The organism is Paenibacillus sp. FSL A5-0031 (assembly GCF_001956295.1).
GTDB lineage: Bacteria > Bacillota > Bacilli > Paenibacillales > Paenibacillaceae > Pristimantibacillus.
In genome coordinates this window covers 224004-244314 of record NZ_MRTD01000012.1, presented here as the reverse complement: position 1 = coordinate 244314, position 20311 = coordinate 224004, and the positions used below count along the sequence as shown (strand labels likewise).

At 44.3% G+C, this 20311-nt stretch carries 16 protein-coding genes and 1 pseudogene; 9 read left to right on the top strand and 8 right to left on the bottom strand.

Features of this window, described 5'->3' with window-relative positions:
* Window positions 1-14: 14 nt before the first annotated feature.
* From BK120_RS21565 to BK120_RS21550, 4 genes are read right to left on the bottom strand one after another with little or no spacing between them, the layout of a single operon-like run.
* Entirely contained in the window at window positions 15-1301 is a 1287-nt protein-coding gene (locus BK120_RS21565) for a VWA domain-containing protein (RefSeq protein WP_076269551.1), read from the bottom strand.
* A 57-nt stretch (window positions 1302-1358) separates the two neighbouring features.
* Window positions 1359-3782, bottom strand: coding sequence for a transcription initiation factor TFIID (locus tag BK120_RS21560; protein WP_076269622.1), 2424 nt, complete (start codon window positions 3780-3782; stop codon window positions 1359-1361).
* 2 nt (window positions 3783-3784) lie between these two features.
* A complete protein-coding gene (locus BK120_RS21555; RefSeq protein WP_076269550.1) occupies window positions 3785-7174 on the bottom strand; it encodes a tubulin-like doman-containing protein in 3390 nt (1129 codons plus the stop codon).
* Between the two features lie 24 nt (window positions 7175-7198).
* Window positions 7199-8974, bottom strand: a complete 1776-nt coding sequence (locus tag BK120_RS21550) for a vWA domain-containing protein (RefSeq protein ID WP_076269549.1) — start codon at window positions 8972-8974, stop codon at window positions 7199-7201.
* Between the two features lie 153 nt (window positions 8975-9127).
* Between BK120_RS21550 and BK120_RS35405 the strand changes: the two genes are divergently transcribed.
* Entirely contained in the window at window positions 9128-9283 is a 156-nt protein-coding gene (locus tag BK120_RS35405; RefSeq protein WP_179089849.1) for a hypothetical protein, read from the top strand.
* Complete coding sequence (locus BK120_RS21545; protein WP_076269548.1) at window positions 9280-10233, top strand: hypothetical protein; 954 nt, start codon at window positions 9280-9282, stop codon at window positions 10231-10233. The genes BK120_RS35405 and BK120_RS21545 overlap by 4 nt, the downstream gene beginning before the upstream one ends.
* A gap of 133 nt (window positions 10234-10366) precedes the next feature.
* Here BK120_RS21545 and BK120_RS21540 read toward each other — a convergent pair whose 3' ends face one another.
* Together BK120_RS21540 and BK120_RS21535 are read right to left on the bottom strand one after the other, a co-directional pair.
* Window positions 10367-11416, bottom strand: a complete 1050-nt coding sequence (locus BK120_RS21540; protein ID WP_076269547.1) for a glycoside hydrolase family protein — start codon at window positions 11414-11416, stop codon at window positions 10367-10369.
* Window positions 11417-11468: 52 nt separating this feature from the next.
* Window positions 11469-12803 (bottom strand): multi antimicrobial extrusion protein MatE, encoded by a 1335-nt coding sequence (locus BK120_RS21535; protein ID WP_076269621.1) that lies wholly within the window; start codon window positions 12801-12803, stop codon window positions 11469-11471.
* Between the two features lie 445 nt (window positions 12804-13248).
* On the opposite strand from BK120_RS21535, the gene BK120_RS21530 reads away from it, so the two are divergent.
* Window positions 13249-14238: a CgeB family protein gene (locus tag BK120_RS21530; RefSeq protein WP_083682288.1), complete on the top strand. Its 990-nt coding sequence runs from the start codon at window positions 13249-13251 to the stop codon at window positions 14236-14238.
* Here the strand turns inward: BK120_RS21530 and BK120_RS21525 are convergent.
* Window positions 14235-14861 carry a polysaccharide deacetylase family protein gene (locus BK120_RS21525; protein ID WP_076269546.1) on the bottom strand — a complete coding sequence of 209 codons (627 nt, stop codon included), beginning with the start codon at window positions 14859-14861 and terminating at the stop codon, window positions 14235-14237. The two genes, BK120_RS21530 and BK120_RS21525, sit on opposite strands and share 4 nt — an antisense overlap.
* Window positions 14862-14935: 74 nt before the next feature.
* Between BK120_RS21525 and BK120_RS21520 the strand changes: the two genes are divergently transcribed.
* The 4 genes from BK120_RS21520 to BK120_RS21505 are packed head-to-tail and all read left to right on the top strand — an operon-like array spanning window position 14936 to window position 18216.
* Window positions 14936-15922, top strand: a complete 987-nt coding sequence (locus BK120_RS21520; protein ID WP_144376812.1) for a CgeB family protein — start codon at window positions 14936-14938, stop codon at window positions 15920-15922.
* A gap of 5 nt (window positions 15923-15927) precedes the next feature.
* The gene (locus BK120_RS21515; RefSeq protein WP_256710979.1) at window positions 15928-16560 is read left to right on the top strand and encodes a polysaccharide deacetylase family protein; all 633 of its coding nucleotides are present in this window, start codon (window positions 15928-15930) and stop codon (window positions 16558-16560) included.
* The gene (locus BK120_RS21510; RefSeq protein ID WP_076269543.1) at window positions 16560-17537 is read left to right on the top strand and encodes a CgeB family protein; all 978 of its coding nucleotides are present in this window, start codon (window positions 16560-16562) and stop codon (window positions 17535-17537) included. Before BK120_RS21515 ends, BK120_RS21510 begins: the two co-directional genes overlap by 1 nt.
* Before the next feature lie 28 nt (window positions 17538-17565).
* A complete protein-coding gene (locus BK120_RS21505; protein WP_076269542.1) occupies window positions 17566-18216 on the top strand; it encodes a polysaccharide deacetylase family protein in 651 nt (216 codons plus the stop codon).
* On the opposite strand, the gene BK120_RS21500 is transcribed toward BK120_RS21505, so the two are convergent.
* The gene (locus BK120_RS21500) at window positions 18217-18714 is read right to left on the bottom strand and encodes a cell wall hydrolase (protein ID WP_076269541.1); all 498 of its coding nucleotides are present in this window, start codon (window positions 18712-18714) and stop codon (window positions 18217-18219) included. It abuts the gene before it with no gap.
* Between the two features lie 110 nt (window positions 18715-18824).
* Between BK120_RS21500 and BK120_RS21495 the strand changes: the two genes are divergently transcribed.
* Entirely contained in the window at window positions 18825-19925 is a 1101-nt protein-coding gene (locus BK120_RS21495) for a UDP-N-acetylmuramoyl-tripeptide--D-alanyl-D-alanine ligase (protein WP_076269540.1), read from the top strand.
* A 143-nt stretch (window positions 19926-20068) separates the two neighbouring features.
* Window positions 20069-20296, top strand: a pseudogene (gerQ, locus tag BK120_RS21490) (spore coat protein GerQ); the annotation flags it as partial.
* Window positions 20297-20311: the final 15 nt, after the last annotated feature.

Here is a 20311-nt window from a genome sequence, read left to right as displayed (position 1 = left end):
GCCTCCCGCATCGTTTAAAATCCATGACTGCGGCTGTCCTTCGTCCGTTCGCCTAACGCCTTAGTGGACTGATCTCTATTGCTGTTTTTTCTGCCGCCATCATAACGGTTTGTACTGTTATTATCCCTTATTGGAACAACAAGTGTGAAAATACTAATAATGGCTGCCAGTACGAGAACAGCGAATAGACGTGATAAACCGTCAGAGATCATATCCCCCGACAAGCCGGAATCCAAAATGAAGCCAGCCAGCAAACCGCCTACAATACCGCCCGCCCCAAAGCTTAATGCCAGAAACCGATTGTCGAAAAACAATCCGAGCGACATTCCTAAAGCTGCACCGATAATGGCTAAGGATAAAATACGAAGCAGTGTATACAGCGTGCTGTCCGCAAGCGATCCCGTTCTTTCAGTTAGAAGCGTCCGATTATCGATTGTATTGTAAATATTTTGGAATACGAGCGCCAGCCCGTTCGCTTCCGACACATCGTAATAGCTTCCATTGGTGGAATCGGCTATTTGCTGCAGCAAGGCAGAGCCTTTGGAATCTGCAACGCTAAGGCCTACCGTATTAATAACAATTTGCTGCTCTTGGAATTGTGCAATTTGCTTATTGATATCGGATTCGCTGAAACCGTCTGACAACAGAATAACCATTGTCCCGCGCCCAGCCTTTTCCTTATCCTTAATCGTCTTCATTGCTTCGCCAAGCGCTAGACTAAAGTTTGTACCGCCGTCCGTCGGCTCAAGTGAGTCGATTGCCGCATTTACTTTATCTTTCTCTTCCTGTGTGCTTACTTTAACAAAGGGCTGAATCAATTGTGCGGTATTGTGAAATGCAACCACCGCCACACGCTTATCGCTTTCCATGTTTTGAATCAATTGCTTCGCAGCCGAATAACGCTCGTTATCAGGATCGGTCTCCAGCATGCTTCCTGAATTATCGATGACAAGCACAATATCCTTTACCTGCTTCGCACCGCCAAAATGTGCACCGTAAATAAATTGAAGCAATCCGCCGACTGCAAACAGCAGAACTAGCGTCGCTGGTACGAGCAGCTGCCACGATAATCCGGTATAACGCTGACGCCACGAAGTTCCGTTCAAACGAGGCGAAATCATTTCAGCAATCAGGCAGGCCAGTCCAATGCATAAAGCAAGAACGCCAAAGTATAGCCCAACGACGGCAAAGCGCGGCCAGCTTTCTGACAGCGCCCCCAGTATGATTTCCCCGATGACGAATCCTACTGCGCCTCCTATCAAGCTGAACAATAAGAGAAGTCCATTTATTTTTCGTTGCATAATAACAGCACCCTTTCTACTTGCTAGTGGACCGCAGCAATTATTGATGTATATCGGTCAGCGAAGATCAGGCAGCAGGGCAGGCTCAAGCGTGTGAAATTCGTACCCATTTTGCAAATAGGTCTCATAATACACTTTGCCGTTTCGATAATACATCAAATCTTCTAAATGAAAGCCGCCCATAATATTCAACTTTTCTACACCGCTGCTGCGCTTCTCATGTACACACCCCAGCTTGTAAATGCGCGAAGATTCGTCAACGCCAAGTGCATATCGGATAAATTCACTCTCGCGATCTCCGAACAAATACTTTTCCTCATAACGATGCTCATGTGTATAGTCGAGAAGACGAATATGAACGACAGCATGCTCTTCCAGTGTCCGGTATAATCGGTTGAATAGCTCGTCTCTCGATAAAGCTTTACGATTGCTGTATGCAACGGATACATTTGCACGCAGCAGCAGTTCCTCCTCGAAAGTCTGTGCAAAAGGCTCTGCTGTCAAAATGTACTTTCGGCAAATTTCCATTAATCGCTCCAGAAACGCGGAATCTCCCTGCTGCAGAAGCTCCGTCATATTGCCGAGAAACCGTTCCTCAAAAAATATGGATGCGCCGCGTTTCTCTTCAATATCCTTCATGACCGCCGCAGTGACACGTTCATAATACTCGAAGATGTTCTGCCCGATATAATCATCCGCTGAACGGATACTGTGCTGAGCCGCCGCATTCAGCGTTTCCTCTAGCAGCGCCATCTGTTCTACGCGAATTCGGTATTTCTCATGAAGACGCTCCAGCTCAGCAGCAAATTTGCGGTACAAAGCAAGCTCGGTCTCAAGTCGTAAAAGCTGCCATTCCAGCCGGTACACCGCATCAAAAAAAGCGCGTATAAAGGATCGAACATTTTGCTTGTCCATAAATGGAAGACGCTGAAATTTCAAATCATCCACACGTTGTTCGCGGATTCGACCAAGCTCATCCTGAGCGATATCAATCTCTCTGACCAAATCGCGCATTCGAGCGCGAACAGCTGTCATGACGCTGTCTGCCTCATTTTTCTCGTCTGTCCATTTGGCAACCTGGAAGAAGCTAAACAATGGCTGATCTTTCATATTACGGTTTACAGTGGCTCGCAGCTCATCTGAGGCCTTCACATAACCTAAGTTCACCTCAGCTGAACTAGTGAAATGCTTACGGAAGAAGATGGTGCAGCCATCTCCGAACAAGGCTTCCTCTGCCTCGCGCAGCGACATGCGCCGCAGTTGATCATAACGAATGTTGTTCGTCAGAAGACCCGACATATCGATGAGACTGTCCTCGCTTGGCATCAGATCGAGCATTCTAGTGTCCATCGCAGCCGCATCCAGCCCAAAGAAGGACAGCTTTTCCTTGCTCCCCTGCAGGTCAGCAATTTCCAGCCGCTCTTTTATTTGTTTAAAGAAATGATAGAGGACGGTTAACGCAATCGAATGATTCGGTCGTTTCACCTTGGACAAGCCCGCTGACACGAACCCCTGTCTTCCGGATTCCGTCATGAGACTGTTTTTGAAAGAAGAGTTGTTGTAGCTTATGTCACTCGATTGTACCTGTGTTTCCTTTCTCCTCCTGTTTTTCAACAGCAGAATATTGCAAATGATTTCATAGTTATCCTGCATCCCGTTAAGCGTTGTAATTCCCCGCTCATTGCGATCAGATAATACATAAACAAGATCAAATAATGGCGATGCCTTGTGGGTGACCGGAATAGATAACCCATCACCTGTCACTTGAAGCCTCGCCGAAAATGAATAATCCGGCCGCTGCATTCCATCCAGCTCGCGCAGGAAGCTGATTCCCGCTGCGCTTGCCAAACCAAATGTCTCTGATTGCTCACGTTCATTAATTAAAGCGTACAAATCCATTTGAACTGATTTGAACAGCTGCAAAAAAATCGATTGAGCAAGCAGCGATATTTCTGGAACAAGCACGTTTAATGGATCATCAACCCTTGTAATGACAGCAAGATGAAGGCGATCGAAAGATGCGTACAATCGGCCGTAATCAGCAATTGTATCGCTAACCTGACGCAGCGCCCGGTTGAGATCCGCTAGATGACGCCCTTCCTTATGGAATGCGGTGCCTATATCTTTGCGTTTGGTGCGATTATCCGTTTTGCCATCTACAACATCCGTAAGCGCTACCCTCGTCACCTTCGGGACAGATCGATTACGATTTGCCCCATGGTATGACGATGCTTTATAACCTGCACTTCCAGAGGCAGCATTTGCTTCACTCGACGAGACATGGAAATAAATAACGCCGGCATTGTTGTCCCATTTCAGTTCATTGGATTGAATCATAGGTTCAATCGCATGCCCTGCCTCATCTCCGATGTATAGAAATACGGTTGGATAGTGAATGCTGCTTTGATCATCCTCAAGGCCGCTAAGCTTCTGCTCAGCAGCCGAATAGTCGCTTGCATATAGATCCAACAATTCTCTCATCATTATTTCAACTTTCTACGAATTTCGTTAAGTTTAGTAGACATTTCCCGGTAGAACCGGTGCATTTCCTCTCCATTTGCCAGCTCAACCTTCTCGTATTCGAGACGCTCGCGTGCATCAAGGAATGTGCCGAACAGCTCCTCCAGCTTGGCTAACAGCATTGAAGTATCCTCCGTTGCAGTCAGCTCCGTTACTCTGCGCTCTGCTTTGCGTCTAAGAACACTGCGGTTTTTCTCATCCAGCTGACGGAAGCTCTCAAACACCTCAAACTCAACATAGCTGCTGCTTTTCATTAAATTAGCGAAAGGCGGCCATGCTTCTTCCTCTGGCTCGCGATCATAAACATACAGGGCACCTTTCTTGCAAATGGTCTCTGTGTATAGCGCCTCGATAAACTGATCCAGCAACTTCTCATCATCTTGGTGCTGCATAAGCAGCTGCTCAAGCTCGACTAATTTTACAGAGATGGATTCATACTTCGCCAATTCCTCACGAACCCGTCTTAGCTGCTCCGGCGAACGAATGAGATTTTCTTGTGCAAGCTCCTCTGTAAAGCTGCCGAAAATATCCTTTGTCGATTCAAGCTCCAGCCCCTCGGATAAAAGGCGCTTCAGCTCGTTTACTGCTCGCTTAACTTCACCTAAATTCGGCTTCGCGCCATCAAGCTGCATATTGAATGGTTTTAACGCATCCGACAACTGGAATGGCTTCGTGAATCGAACGGAGTAACGGCTGCTCGTGTTATTGTCTATGCCTTTCTCTTCAATAATACGGAAGCTCTCCGCTTTGACAAACTCAGCGCGAACCCTCGCATTATAGCTTCTCACGCGTGGGTTGACGTACGTGTCGCCCCATGATTTCTCTGGAATCGGCGAAGGCAAATAGGTCCAATTGACACGATCAGTCTGCACCAAATGACGGCCGATGCCTTCCTTATCCAGAATCGTGCGTTCATAGCTTTCTTCATAGACCTTCAGCGGCGTATAAACAAACAAAGGCACACCATTTCTCGTATTCAGCCAGAAAATCCGGTTTTTCACTTCACTTTCCTTTATTGTAAAGTGGGATTTGCCAATTGAGTTATTTTGATAGTTCCGAATTCCTCTCAAAATGCTCGGCGCCTGCACAGGCACGGACACAAACCCCCATGAAGGGACATGCAAATTGCCTGAGCTGTTGCTGAGATGGAATACAGGCACAGCTTCCTCATCAAGCTTGCTCGCAATATGACGCTCAACAAACTTCTCAATCGATTCATCGTTCCCGTATTTCATAACTAGGAATTCTTCCATCGATTTCGTAATTAGATCGCCGAATTTATTCGTCAAAAACTCTGAGATCGAGCTGACGATATCAATTTCCTGCTCTTTGACCCAAAGATTCGAATGGTCTAGAAGCTCCTGCGTAAAGTCGCGGATCAGATCATCGCCGTCCTTCTTATCCATTAAACGGCTGATTACGTCAGAGATGTCTGGAACGCCGACGATATTCCAATAATAAGTTTTGTTTCCTTTATGATCCGCTTGTTCCTCGCCGCTTGTCAGGATTTCGCCATTTTTGGCAAAGATGGAATTAAGCACATTCAAAATTTCAGTAAATACGTTATAAATGCGGTTATTCTCGTTGTTCAGCAGCTGGTGGAGATCCTCATAAAATTCAATCAATTGCTCCATTCGCTCAACGTCAGCAAGCAGCCAGTACTCATTTATTTTTGCTTCGATATAGTTGTTTTTCTTCTTATCCTTGGATACGAATGCGCTCTTCGCATCGCCCATACGCTCATTGGCTTGCTCTCTAGCTGCTTCGATCTCTTTAGGAAGACGTGACAGCCCCTCACGAAGCGTCTCAATATAAGAGAGCAGCATCTTCAGCAAGCAGAAGCCTTTCTCGGTATGCAGGAGACGGGATACATAAAATGGCCCTTGCTCTGGATGGAGAAATGTACGACGAATTTGATCGGTAAATTGCCCAACAATTTCGCCTGGCAGCTGTTTCTTAGCCTTAATATATTCCTCGCGCGCACGAGCCAAAAAGTTTTGCTCCAGCTCCGTATCCATGTTTACGGCTTGCATTTTCACCACGTTATTGTAGCTGAGTCGCTCACTGTTCTCGAAGCCTGGCAGCGGCTCAGGCACGCGTGAGTCAAAGGTTTTCATCATCGTTTCGAGATCAATGCCAAGCTTGCGGGCAAATTTCTCTACATCGTCCTGACTCGGCGCCTTCTCAAACATTTTGTCCATTTTGTTGAAAAGCCGGTAAGCCAAATAAGTCGTCATTTCCTCGATCGGCAGTACCGCAGAAGAAGCTCCAATAATGTTGTAATCGTAGTTAGCCGGGTACATTTTGTTCATTTGAGCAATATTGGTCCGAATGTTGCTAATATAATCATGAATAGCGAATTCCTCGCCGGATTGTTTTTCCTCGCTGGAAATAAAGTTCGTAATATTCTCTGCCGTTACATTCATGCAATAATCATAAGCATTTTCAAGCAGCTTGCCCTCAGCATTTGTAGCCGAGATGAGATGGCATAAATTAAACGGTGGGAGCGGCGAATTAACGTTTAAAATATTGCCATATTGCTGCGTAAACCTCTCCCCGCGGCTGTCCACATTCATCCAATAGTCCAGTTCCTTCAGTGCAGCATAGCCATTTTTCTTAATGTACTCACGTGTATGGTCGCTCAAGCTTTTGCTTGCAAGATTAATATCCGGCGTAAACAAATAGCCAAGCGTATTAACGCGGTCGATGCCAGCAGATCCATGATCACGCTCTATAATTCCTCGAACGATATAAGAGATATCGAGGAAGCAGCCGCTTCCTGTTCCGCCAGACAAGCCGGTTAGCAGAAACACCATTAGCTTTTTGTTCGTCCCGACGGATAACGTCTTAATTTTTTTGTCGATGCTCTGCACCACTTGATTGATCTTCGTAAACAGCAGCAGCCGACCTGCTTGACGAACGCCAGCTGCACCATTCATGCCATCAGTTATACTTAGCTCTGGCGACAGCCAGTCCGTGATGTACGGCTCCAAAATGCTGCGATTTTGCAGCAGTCCTCCAACCTCCGCATTAGATAGCAGCACAAATTCATTAATAGGGTCAAGACCGATCCCTTTATACTTTTTATTGCGATCCTGTTCATTCGTTTCAAAAGCAAGAAATTCCACATTATCTGGCTTCTCGCGTTTTCTTTTGGAAACGGGATCCTCAGGAAGCTTAAAGCGGCGATTGATCTGGTATTTCAGGCGCAGAAGCGCATCAATACCGGTACCGCCAAGTCCAATGATCAGAATGGGATTATCTATGGTGTCTACCCGAATTTTCTCGCTGACAATACCTCCGCCAAGCGAAACGTCAAGCTGCTGTATGTGTTCTCTTACGATCGGTTTCATTTTTCATTACCTCCAGGGCTCTATTTATACGAGATATTCAATGAATATCGTTTTGTCTATTTGTTTCAATGAAACCGTAATCCGGTCTCCGCTTTTCATTTCCAATGCACGCGTCGCATCCACTGCTCGTCCCGATTTCTCAATTGTGCAGGAGGAACCATTTTGCAGAACGATACGATCATTGCTTCCCGGCTTGAAAATGACCTTGTCGGTTTCCTTCAGTTCAGGCGCTAGCTGCAACAGCTGGTGTAGCTGCAATTTGCCTTTGAAGGCTGTCAGCTTCTTGTACTGCGGCGACGTTTTGTCACCTGTATTCTCATCTCGAATTTCAATGACAAGTTGGCCAACAAACCCACGGTTCGCTTGTTTCAGCACTCTTAATATAAAGTAAGCTGCTGCAAGCAATGCCGCTAGACCTATAACGCCAATTACAACAGGTACAACCGGGAACGGCTTCTCTTCTTTATCTGGCTCAGGCTTTGGCGTCTGCCCCGTTGTCCCCGCCTTTGCCGAAATCTTAACCGCATCGGTCTCTCGGAAAAAGCTTTTCTCCTTGGCCTTCACAATAATCTCATAGTCATGCTTCTCAGGTATTTTGTAGGAGCCTGCAAAATGGTCGCCCGCATTCTCCATCGGTATTTCCTCGGTTTTGCCCGTGTCTAAGTCTTTAACGAGTAAAACCGCGCTCATGTTGCTGTACTGGGAGGTGTCTTCCAGTTTTTTTCCGCCGCTTACGAGATAAGAATTGATCGTCACCTTGTCGCCCTTGGAATAGGTCGCTTTGGCTAGTGGATCCATAGCAAGACTTAAGTCATAGTTGAAAATAAGATTAATGTCGATTTTATCGCGATTCACGCCTTTAATTTGAAGCGTCCAGTCGCCTTCCGACGGCTTTAACAGCTTCAGCAAGGAATAGCTCTTCGAGCTCGATAGCAAGACGCCATCCGAAGGAATAGGAATAGCGTTGCCAGATGGATCTACGAGCTTCGCCTCAACCGGCTTGCTCGACATAATCGAGATATTTGCTTCTAGTACATTCGAGTTGGGAACTGAAATTTTCACATCCTGATAGCTGCCGTTTGCCGTCAAAGAATCAACCGGTACGACGTTCAGCTCCAGATGGCTGGCAAAAATTTCACTCAAAATTCGCGGCAAATCGTCAGCCGAATCGGTCGCGAATGATTTCCCGCCGGTCACTTCCGATAGCTTAGCAAGCGCAGATTCATTGAGTTTCCCATTCGCATTTAGGCCAATCGTATAAATCGGAACGCCTTTATCATTCGCTTCTTTAAGCGCCTTGTCCATGTCCGCGTCGGACTGCGCCTGCGTTCTGCCGGATGCCTTATTAAAATCGTTATTGCCGTCGGCTAGCAAAATAATCATCGGCTCGTGATCTTGGTCGGCACCATCGTCCAAAATCTGTACCGCTTCCTTTACTCCGACAGAAACATCGGTATAGGCCCCTCGGTTCAACTGATCGATGAAGCTCTTCAGCTTCTCTTTATCCGAAGCAGACTGGATTTCCAGCAGCGCCTTCTCGCGTTGAATTTCATCGGTATAAGCCACAATGCCAACTCGGTCGCCTTGTGTCGGCAGCATATCAATGAACATCTTCATGGCTTCATTTCCAATTTTCCCTGGATCGCTTGTGCTCATTGAATTGCTGACATCCAGCACAAGTACTGCATCAATTTGCGAGTCGCCTTGCGCTGCATACGCGGTTTGTAAGCTGCTGAACGGCAGCAGCAAAATAGCAGAAACCATAATTAGCTGACATGATAAACGTTTTAATCTATTCATTTTGCTGTACTCCTTTGTAATGGGACAAACGGTTCTTCTTCGCTAGTCCAATAGTCACTGTTAGTCACTGCTACCAGTATGATGATATACTACAAAATAAGTATACCTGATAGATTTTGTTAAATCACTTTTATTGTAAGAAAGGAATAGGATATGGTTACCTACGTTTGTCTTGGACTATTGTTTCTTTTTGTCATCATCAAAGCAATGAGCTATCGTGCACAGCGGAGACGGGCGCCTTCTCCAGAACAGCTGAGCAAGCTTGTCCTTTCCATACTAAAAAGCAGCGGGCAGCGTGATCGCGAATGATGAAGAAGCTGCCGGTACTACTTAACCCTTATATTAAAACACGCTATCCTTATAATAAACTTAAAATTTGCCGAAGATGCAACCACTTTACAGTACTGGGTGATGCGCAGTGCCCCGTGTGCGGCAAATTTGCCCTGAAAAATGTTGAAGCTCAGGCAGCCTATAAGCTGAAGCTTAAGATGTGGAAAGAGCGGTTTTTTGCATTGTTTATTATCATTGTCGGATTTGCAATGAGCGAATCCGCAATGCATTCCACTTTGATTGTTGCCGGAGGAATGCTGCTAGTCGCTCTATTATGGACGTTGCAGAAGCGGTCGACCCCTGCACTTTTGCTCCTGCAGCTGCAAAAAATATTTCAAAAAGAGGCGTATACCCTCTCTGCAGGTCTAGTAAATGACCGAGAAACAGCTATTCAAGTGTTCCATAGCGGCGATAAACCGCTTGCGTATGAAATGCTGCGTGAAATTGGCGCGCTCGTCCATACTGACCAGCTTCGACTAGAGCAAATATTGCTGCTTCAATCCTTTGTTTTGCGCAAGGATATGGATCTAATGCTGGACCCCTTGTTAATGGATCATTTTAATCCCGATCTCGTTGAATATATTGGCGAGCTTGCCAAAATCAGAAGAGATTTGCTGAAAGAAAATACATTCCGTTATGTATTGCTTCATGAGGCGCAGATTTTGAAAATGGAGCATGGCGAGAGCATTCTCGTTGGTGTTGCCGGTGCGGCAGTTAGGATGAAGCGATACATCACACTCTATCCCTATTTGCTGATGCGCTATGCACGAAAGCTTCCTAAAGACCGTTTCTTGCGGCTTTATCAAATGCTTCAAAGCAGTCCGCACGCAGGAGCCAGCCCTTTATATCAAGAAGTAATGGAAATCTACAATGAGCGTTACAAATGGGACGAGGATTTCAAGCGTACGAGCAAGGAAACAGACCTGTAAGCAGATCGAAACGAAATGAGCAAATTAGAGATATAATGAATAAAGGCAAACAGTCACTTTAACAAAAGTGATCGTTTGCCTTTTTTATGTGAATGAATGATTAGAGTCTTTAGGCAAAAATCAAAGCTTGTTCTCAGCTATGCTCAGACACTGTTTTCTTTAAAGGAATAACCATACTCCAAGTGTTTCCTACGAAATCCCAAGGCTGAGTCCCGTTTCCGGTTGCCAGAAATAAATGGGTTGGCTTGCCATCATGGAACAACAAATTAGGACGCTCGATGTTCGCTTGAACCGTCCTTGTGCCATCATCCCACAGGACATCTCTTGTATACGCCTTAGGATCATTTGAAATATCCCAGTGCAAGCAATCGGTGCTTGTAGCATAGATACCCGCTCCCCAATCGCCAGTGACACCGCCCGAATCGTTTTTAAAATCATCTTTAATTAAAATATGAAATTTCCCATCCTCCCACCACAGAAACGGATCTTCGACGTGGAAGTCTGGATTCTCAAATTGAAAAATCGGTTCCTCCTGCAAACGGGTATACGGCCCTTCTGGACGAGGAGCACGTGCAACGCCTAATTGCAAGGTAGAGCCCGCATACTCTCTCGACTTATAAATCATATACGTCGTTCCATCCGGCAATATAGCTGCTGATGGATTGGTTGTAATTGTACAATCCCAATGCCCAGGCGCTCTTGGCTCTAACAATGGGTGATCTGGTCGCTCCCACGGTCCAAATATAGATTTCGAAGTGGCTAAGCCAATTCTTTTTCGATTCCAAACCTCGACATCTCTTTCTTGACTTATTTTCTCTCCCACCGCTGGGATAGGCCCTCCATAAGTCGTTCCAAAATAGTAAAGATAGTACGTTCCGTTCCAATATTTCACCGATGGATTATGTTGATTCAAAGCGTCAAAATAACTGCGCTCTCTACGCTCAAATATAACTTCGGCAAACGTATAAGGCCCCACAGGCGTATCGCTAACTGCTCTAACAATCTCGCAGTTGAACAGCCACTGTGCAGCAAAGCCATATTCCTTAGGCCACCTTGAAGCAAACATATGATATTTTCCATCCTCGCCTTGCACAACTGAGCCGCACCAAATATAATAGCCATCCATTTTAAATCCACCGTTCTTCGGTGCCGGCAATAGATTTTCATATATGCGATTTCCCATGATCATTCTCCTCGTCGATTAATGAGTCGATTTCGAATATTGCAGGGTGAATCTATCCACGTTTGCCCATTGGCACAGGATCAGGCTGTTTAACAAATTTCAGCGCCAGTGCGACGAAGAGGAGCTCTGCCGTCATGCCGATCGATTGTGCCCATGCCCCAATCGTCCCGTTCCACTCTGGCGCGAGCCCAATGCCGATTAGAAGGGTAATAAAGGTAAAGCTGAGATTGGCAATTTGTGAACCGAAGATCAGCTTCGTTTGCCCTCTCACAAACACGAGTCCGTTCATGACATCGAGCCAAGGCATAACGAGCGCGAACAACACAAAGGCTTGCAGCACTCGTATGCTCTCAGCCTGCAGCCGACCATGAACGCCGATCACATGCTCTAGTAAAAATACACCTGCGGGTGTATATGCGATCAATCCCATTAATATAGCAGGAATAAAACCAAGCATTAAAATAAACTTTCGGACAGCCAAAGGATCGACACGATAAAAGTTAATCACAATTTGGTGAAAATAACTAAAAAAGCTGCTGAGAAGCATAACTAAACTAGCCGCAATCGCAAACGATGCAATGGCTAGCTGCGCATCCCATGTTTTCCCCAGCATCGCATTAATTGCCGGTCCGATCCATACGGATATAAACGAGGACAACAGTAAGGGACGGTAAAAAGAAAATACATGATGCTTGTTTTCAACAGGGTGATTGTCCAGCTTTTCGGGCATTTTGCGCACCAGTAACCGTCCTTCTGAATAGCTGACAGCTGCTTCGATCATCATGCCGAATAAGAAAATGATCGCTCCAACAACCCCGCTCGTAACGCCTGTATGTATAAAATAAAGCGAAAGCGCATACATTCCTGCCAGTCTAATCGCCATGCCAATGGTTAACCATTTCGTACGCAGATTGTAAATAATGACACCATGGTAGAGACAACGAATGCCAGAGAACAAGCTTACGAACATCAATACCTTATACACTCGAATAACATCATGGACATTGTCTTCACTAACCCCGAACACTCCCTTGAAAATAAGTGTTCCAACCGGGGTATAGCTGATTATAAAACCTAATAGCATAATGCTGGCAAACACAAGCTGTGCAACGGTAAGCGTCGATTTAAACGAGCGTTTGTCGCGAACGAGTGTGGAGCAGGTTTGCCGCAGCAGCACGGCTGGCCTCTCTGTAATAGCAAGCAAGCTCATCGCAATGGCATAGCTGGCAATGATGCTCTCAGGGTTTGCCGCTCGGCTTAAGGTACTGTTGATAATAACATGTGAAATCGTAACTAAGCTTGCCGAAATGCCTAACGGGAGAAAAAAAGACCAAAGCTTTTTCATACTCACTGCTTGCTTCTGTGGCTCTGATAATGATAGGTTCATAGCTGCTTCTCCTTGCATATCAAAAAAAGTGTAGGCGTCCTCCTCCCGGAAAAGATACCGAGAAGCGGCCGCCGTTTTTCGTTCGCTAGCATCCGTCTGATCATAGTGGCAGCTTGAGCTCATGTCACTATTTGATTTGGTAAATCTGCTCTTTTTAGTATAACTGCTATTTCTTCCCGTTTCACCTTCTTTTTTATATGCGCTTTCAAAATTGCGGATATGTCTTCAGCTTAAGCGATTCAAAAAAATATCAACTAGTCTTCTTTTAAGCAGTTTTGGTTTTTTTTACGCATTCCCCCTCTGCTCATCGTGTTTTTGTCTGCCAAGCCTCCAAATAAAACAATAAATACGGTTGATAGGCCGAAGTCTACTCGCTCACGAAAGCAGATGAATATACTACTAACGCGCCTACCCTCCATTTATTTGAACAGAAAGGAGTCAGCATATGCGTAACGATCGTCTGCGAATATTGTTTCTTGAAGACCACCCCATGTGGATATATGGATTGCCAAAAGGTTTTGAAAAACTCGGCCATGTTGTAAAAACATGTTATCCAAATAAGAAATCCAGACACTTAATTAAACAATTCAAACCGGATCTTATCATAGCGATGGGCTGGACTCCTTCCAATAGCTCGGCAAAACAACAGCATCGTATCGCAAAGCTAGCTCGTCTATCCGGTGTGCCTTATGTATTTTGGTCAACAGAAGATCCCGGCTATACCGATATATTCTCGCTCCCTTTAATTCGGAGAACAAAACCTGACTTTGTATTCACGATTCATCGCCCCAGCATAAAGATTTTAAAAAAACATGCCATTCGAGCAGCACATTTAGACTTTGGCAGCGATCCCGATACCCACTATAGGACGAAGCCTATTCAAAAATATCGGGGAACTGCTGCCCTTGTAGCAAATGGCTATCACAAGCTCTATCGTACAAAGCCTTATCATTACCGCTTTCAATCGCTGCGCCGCTTAGTAAATCCCTTTCTGAATCAAGGCTTGAAAACCGACATGTACGGACGCGACTGGAAGAAGATGAAACGAATTTTCAGTAAACCCGTCTCTTCACGGCGAATTCATGGCTATTTGCCCTATCAGGAGGCAATAAACGTTTATGGCTCCGTCGATTTTGTACTAGGACCGCAAAACGCCGAAGACCGACTCACACAACGAACGTATGAAATTCTTGCAGCAGGCGGTTTGCTCATTACAGACGACACACCCGAAGTCCGGAAATGGTTCCGACCAGGGAAAGATCTTCTTGTCTCTTCCTCCGAAAAAGAAACCGAACAGCTGATAAAGAAATACAGCAAAAATGCTCAATTACGAGAACAAATTAGGCAAAATGCCGTTCGTGCAGCCGTTGCTCATTCCTACATGAATAGAGCCAAGTATTTGTTAAGCGTTCTGAAAAAGGAAAAAATCATTTAAAGGTTTTGTTTTAATTTCAACAACTGAGATACCGTCACAAAATGAAAACCTCTTTTACGTAAAATGCTGATGATTGACGGCAGCGCTTTTGCAGTTTGCTTGGCCGAATCGCTTGCATGGAGCAAAATAATATCTCCGGATCGTACATTTTTTGTTGCGTTTTGAACAATCGCAAACACGCCAGGATTCATCCAGTCTTTCGAATCGATGCTCCAATAGATCGTTCGATAACCTAATGAGCCCAATACATTCGTTACCCGTGTATTCATATCTCCATTCGGTGTTCGAAAGAGCTTGCATTTTACCCCGGTCACTGAACGTATCGTCGATTCTGACTTCTTCACTTCATTTATAATCCAGCGGTTGCTATATTCCGTGTAGTTTTCATGCTTATCGCCATGGGAGCCGATTTCATAACCGAAAGCATTTATTTTCCGAGCTAGCTTCGCTCGTTTCTCCACCCATGGGCTTGATAGAAAAAATGTTGCCCGATTTATTTTATTGGCTTGCAGGACGTTAAGTACGGGTGTAGTCATCGTTCCGCCCCAACCGATATCAAACGTTAAAGCCACACATTTCATCGTCGTATTTACGCAGCTTATGGGCTCATTTCTATTTTTCATCGTATCCCTCCATGCATATCTATATGATTTGAACGGAGAATTTGCTTATACGCCTGTCTATTACAAACAGGATGGTGAACAAATTGAATATACTATTTTTGGAGCGTGGACAATTATGGTCACACGGTCTGCCGGACGGTCTGCGCGATCTCGGCCACAAGGTGCGAATGTCGGGACCAGTCTCAAGCTCCTCGCTCTCCAATTTATTGCCTTCCTTTAAACCCGACCTTCTCATAAATGTAGGATGGGGTCCTGATCAAACTGAACAAAATCAGAAACGGATGAGAGCTTTCGCAACGAAATATAAGATTCCTTTAATTTACTGGTCAACAGAAGATCCGAACTTTACCAAAACATTTACATTGCCACTCTTAAAGAGGATGAAGCCCGACTTTACTTTTACCATTTCAGCAAAAACAGCGGTTAAGTTTCGAAAACAGGGTTTCCCTGCAGCTTATTTGGATTTTGCGTATCATCCAAATATTCATAAAAGGATTCCTCCCGACCTGAAATATACAGCAGATATAGCCGTCGTAGCGAACGCCTACCCTGACGTATTGCGAAAATACCCCAAGCTTTATCGTCGCAAATCCATTGATATTCTGATACGTCCTTTACTTCAAAGCGGTAAAAAAATAGATTTCTATGGAAAGAATTGGTCTCGCATGAGACCCTTTATTGGTCAAAACATTCCGAAAAAGCACATCAAGGGACCAATTCCCTATAAACATGCGAATAAAGTATACAGCTCCGCCAAAATTATTTTGGGCTTGCAAAACTACACGGATATGGTTACTCAAAGAACCTATGAAGTTGTCGGTTCAGGAGGATTTCTATTAACCTGCAATACACCTGCGACTAGGCGACTGCTTAAAGCAGGTCGTGATGCAGCGATATCTTCCTCTCCGAAGGAAACGCTCAAGTTGGTTCGTTATTATTTGGAAAATGATTTCGAACGGGAAAAGGTAAGATTTGCTGGGCAAAAGAACATTCGCAAACATCATTATACGAACCGTGCCCGCAGTATGCTGTCCACGTTACGGAAGCAGGGAATCATTTGAGGAAAATGAGCCACATAGCTGGCAAAGGAAAAAGAACCGCTTATCTCACCTTTGATGATGGGCCTTTGCCTAATACGAAAAAAATAATCGAGCTATTAGGAAAACATAAAATAAAAGCTACTTTTTTCGTGATTGGCAATACAAGCCGCTTCGGACTTAGGATGTACCGGGCAATCGCAAATAGAGGACATAGCATTGGCAATCATACGTTTTCTCATAATTACGCTAAAATCTACTCATCTAAAAAAGCTTTTTTGACTGACTTTTATCAATTGGAGAAGCTGTTAGTGCGCACCATCGGAAAAAAACCACGAATCTATCGTTTTCCAGGCGGCTCTGAAAGTCCACCAGGCTATTTGTATGGCGGCAAACAAATTTATAAGAAAATAAAAGCTTCCCTTGCCCGCAAAGGCTACATTGATTTTGACTGGCATATCGACTCATTCGACTCAAGTCCGCCTTTCCCCAGCCCCTTCCAAATCATTACGAAAGTGCTAAAGGAGAGTAATGAGCATAAAGATAGGATCATTTTATTTCACGATTTCTCAGACAGCACGCTTGCAGCATTGCCTGACATCATACAGGGCTTAAAAAGACGGGGATACGTATTTGGAGTTCTAAAAGGAAGGAGAACATAATGCGAATACTGTTTCTGGAAAGTCACCCCATGTGGGTTCATGGCCTTCCGAATGGATTTAAGGACCTTGGCCATAACGTGAAGATATCAGGTCCTCTTACAAAAAGAAATCTTCCGACCTTGCTAAGCCAATTTCGACCAGAGCTCATAATCAGCATGGGATGGACCAGTGAACATACTCCCATTAAGCAAAAGTGGATTCGCCGATATGTCGGAAAATCTGGGATTCCCCATATTTACTGGGCAACCGAGGACCCCACTCATCATGAATCGTTTACTCTTCCTTATGTACGCGCTGTGAAACCGGATTTTGTATTTACGATATGTCGCCGCAAAGTAAAGGATTATAAAAAAATGGGCATACCTTCCGCCCATTTGGACTTTGGGTTTCACCGCAGTGTTCACCGTAGAGGAGCAGTGAACAAGCAGCTGAGGAGCGATATTGCGGTTGTAGCAAACGGCTATTCGCGAATTTTAAAGCTGTATCCCCATCATTTCCGAATTCAATCCTTAAATCATTTAATCCGTCCTCTCGTGCAGGATGGCACAAGAATAGATATATGGGGCAAACAATGGGAAGAAATGAAGCCCATCCTTGGCGTAAAGGTTCCTAATAAATGGATACACGGCTATTTGCCGTATCCTGAGGCACACAAGGTATATAATTCAGCTAAAATTGTACTTGCACCGCAAAACCAACTAACGCAAGTCACCCAGCGCACTTATGAAATTCTGGGTTCTGGAGGTTTTCTAGTCACAAGTGATACACCAGAAATTCGGCGTTTATTCCGGCCAAATAAAGAACTTATCGTATCACGCTCTTCCAAACAAACTCGCCAATTAATTCGTTATTATTTGAAGCATCCCAAAGCACGTGAAAAAATTAGAAATCAAGGTTTCTTAGCCGTTCAGAAGCATAGCTACAAAAGTCGCGCAGCTCAAATCATCACCGAGTTGAAAAAACATAAATTAATTTGAGCTGCTCTAAAATGGAGGAACCCTATCCATGTATACGAATCGTGTGATCCAACACGTTCCGACTAACCAAAAAAAAATCGCTTTAACGATCAATATCGCTCATGGCAGTCAAGTACCTATGAAAATGCTGTTCCTGCTTCGCAGATTGGGTGTAACAAAAGCAACCTTTTTTGTAACCGGCAAATGGGCTGAGTTAAATCCACGAATCACTAAAAAAATTCAACGTATGGGCTATGAGCTCGCTTCACATGGATATCGTCATGACAATTATACAAGCCATTCCAATGCATGGATTAAACAAGATGTGCATTCCGCAAGGAAAGCGATTTATCATATTACCGGCGTCAGGACTAACATGATTCGAACACCAAGCGGCGATATTGACGACCGTGTCATTAAACAGCTTTTGAAAATGAACCAAACGATTGTTCACTGGGATATCGATTCTTTGGATTGGAAATTCACCCGTACAGCTGATATTGTTCGCCGAGTTATACCACATGCACATCCGGGAGGCATTGTACTTCTGCATGCCTGCGACCCATGGATACAAAGCTTAAAGGCCGTACCTCTTATCGTCAATGGGCTGCGAAAACAAGGCTATCATTTCGTCACCATCAGTGAATTGCTTGGAAAGCGTAAAAGGAAGAGCAGCAATCGCCGCCAGCGCTTCGTGTAACTAAGCAAAAACATGTCGGCCAATTCTGAGCTTTGGACGAAGCCTTAGAATCCAACGGGAGCTGGATAAATCGGGATTAAAAAAAAATAAACAATTGCCAGTAGGGTCCGTACCACTGAAAGCTTCCTTGGCTGCTTTATAAGAAAGAAGAGTTGGCTCCAGCCAAAACCGTCCATTTTGTACCACTGTAAAAGCCAACGGTTGAGTAATAACAGCGGTGAGTGAATTCGGAAATTGATGGGATTTCAGTCGATTTAGAACAACTGCACCTACGGCAACCATTCCACGGTAGGGCTCACCGTTAGATTCACTGTGAATGATTCTTGATAATAGATTCAACTTCATATTTCCGTTAGTCAGCTTTCTTAAACGGAGCAGCGTTAATTTACTTAATGCCTTGGATTTGCTCGTGTGAAAATCACGTTGAAAGGCCAGCAAAGCCTTCTTTAGCTGACTATCCTTGTAACCAAGCATCCACAAACGTTCCCTTAATGTCACCCTCTCACCTCCTCTTGTCCATCTTCTAAATCACCTTACAATATATGACCATTTCATAGATTTGTTTCTAGTTAAACTATCATTTATTCATAGAGTTAGGAGGATTGTTCATGCGCAGGCCCATAATTGCCGTGACAGGCAGTGCAGGAAAAACAACGACAAAAGAGATGCTCGCTTCGATCTTGGAAAGAAATCGGAAAACGTTTAAATCGTTTCAAAATGGGAACGATGTCTGGTTTACTTCCCAATATAGTAAACAAATCGATTCATCATATAAAGCGGTCGTTTTGGAATTCGGAATGAAGAAAGCTGGGGACATACGAAGGCATTGCCGTTTAATAAAGCCCACGATCGGCGTAATCACAACGATAGGAAGAGCACATGTCGGCCATTTTATAAGTGGAATACGTGGAATTGCTAATGCAAAATCGGAACTGATTAGAGGGATGAAGCAGACTGGGCTTTTATTTATAAATAAAGACGATAAACACTCCAAGCTGCTCGATTTGGCTTCGTTTAAAGGGAAGATCTTGACTATTGGCATCGATAATCATGCTGATTACCAAGCAAATCGTATCCGTTATTTAAAAAATGGGATGAGTTTCAACGCTCGATTAGGCAAAGAAAATGCAGCATTTTTTATTCCTGGCTTTGGTCATTTCAATGTATACAACGCCTTGTTTGCGATCGCTGTTTCCCATCAGCTTGGCTGTACCATTCCTCAGATCAAACAGGGTCTCAAAAAATATGAGCAGCCCTATGCACGATTAACAGTCCATCGTTTGCCTAGAAATAACATTCTCATTGATGATAGCTTCAATACGAATCCAGAATTAGATGCTGCTTTGGACGTACTGTGGAAGGTTGCCAAAAGGCGAAAAAAAATAGCTGTACTCGGAGAGATTCATGATCTCGGAAAGCATTCAAAAAAGATTCATTTTAATGCTGGAAAAAAACTAATGGAGCAATCCATTGATCGTCTTTACACGATTGGCAGCAATGCGAAAGAAATCAGAAAAGGAGCCATTCAGTCTGGACTACCCAAAAATAAAACAAACCATTTCCACTCCGTTTCCGGTTTAAAGAGAAGGGTAGCTCAAAACATGCCAACTGGATCAGCCATCCTGTTTAAGGGCAGTACGGGTGTAAATCAAAAAGTAAAACTTATGCATCTGGCCGAATGGTTCATTCAACAGGCTCATTCACGGTAATTGCAGGCTTCGGAAATATGAACAACTAGTCCAAGAACGAAACAAAACTCTCTCATATTATGATAGAAATCATATGCTGAGAGGAAGATTCAATGATGAGAAAACAAGTAAAGAACAATGCTTCAAATTCAGCTTTTGTTCAAATTTTGCGATCAAATCGCGGTAAAACGGCTACCTTCTATATGACTTACGAGAACAACCGTGAATGGAATGCCAAAATATTTAAAGGAATCATTGAATCAGCTGGATTGGATTCCGTTGTTATTAGTGATCCGGCTACTGGTATGCGCTATTTACTGCTGACTAGAAATGTTGATTATGTAACATTTGATGTTCCCATAAGTACAAAAAATAGAAAAAAAGAAAAATAACAAAAAAAGAAGCAT

What these genes read in the sequence shown, in the direction of transcription:
- BK120_RS21535 (WP_076269621.1), bottom strand. Translation starts at nt 12,803, where the DNA reads ATGAACCTATCATTATCAGAGCCACAGAAGCAAGCAGTGAGTATGAAA.
- BK120_RS21550 (WP_076269549.1), bottom strand. Translation starts at nt 8,974, where the DNA reads ATGAATAGATTAAAACGTTTATCATGTCAGCTAATTATGGTTTCTGCT.
- BK120_RS21530 (WP_083682288.1), top strand. Translation starts at nt 13,249, where the DNA reads ATGCGTAACGATCGTCTGCGAATATTGTTTCTTGAAGACCACCCCATG.
- BK120_RS21555 (WP_076269550.1), bottom strand. Translation starts at nt 7,174, where the DNA reads ATGAAACCGATCGTAAGAGAACACATACAGCAGCTTGACGTTTCGCTT.
- BK120_RS21515 (WP_256710979.1), top strand. Translation starts at nt 15,928, where the DNA reads ATGAGCCACATAGCTGGCAAAGGAAAAAGAACCGCTTATCTCACCTTT.
- BK120_RS21540 (WP_076269547.1), bottom strand. Translation starts at nt 11,416, where the DNA reads ATGGGAAATCGCATATATGAAAATCTATTGCCGGCACCGAAGAACGGT.
- BK120_RS35405 (WP_179089849.1), top strand. Translation starts at nt 9,128, where the DNA reads ATGGTTACCTACGTTTGTCTTGGACTATTGTTTCTTTTTGTCATCATC.
- BK120_RS21525 (WP_076269546.1), bottom strand. Translation starts at nt 14,861, where the DNA reads ATGAAAAATAGAAATGAGCCCATAAGCTGCGTAAATACGACGATGAAA.
- BK120_RS21560 (WP_076269622.1), bottom strand. Translation starts at nt 3,782, where the DNA reads ATGAGAGAATTGTTGGATCTATATGCAAGCGACTATTCGGCTGCTGAG.
- BK120_RS21505 (WP_076269542.1), top strand. Translation starts at nt 17,566, where the DNA reads ATGTATACGAATCGTGTGATCCAACACGTTCCGACTAACCAAAAAAAA.
- BK120_RS21545 (WP_076269548.1), top strand. Translation starts at nt 9,280, where the DNA reads ATGATGAAGAAGCTGCCGGTACTACTTAACCCTTATATTAAAACACGC.
- BK120_RS21565 (WP_076269551.1), bottom strand. Translation starts at nt 1,301, where the DNA reads ATGCAACGAAAAATAAATGGACTTCTCTTATTGTTCAGCTTGATAGGA.
- BK120_RS21495 (WP_076269540.1), top strand. Translation starts at nt 18,825, where the DNA reads ATGCGCAGGCCCATAATTGCCGTGACAGGCAGTGCAGGAAAAACAACG.
- BK120_RS21510 (WP_076269543.1), top strand. Translation starts at nt 16,560, where the DNA reads ATGCGAATACTGTTTCTGGAAAGTCACCCCATGTGGGTTCATGGCCTT.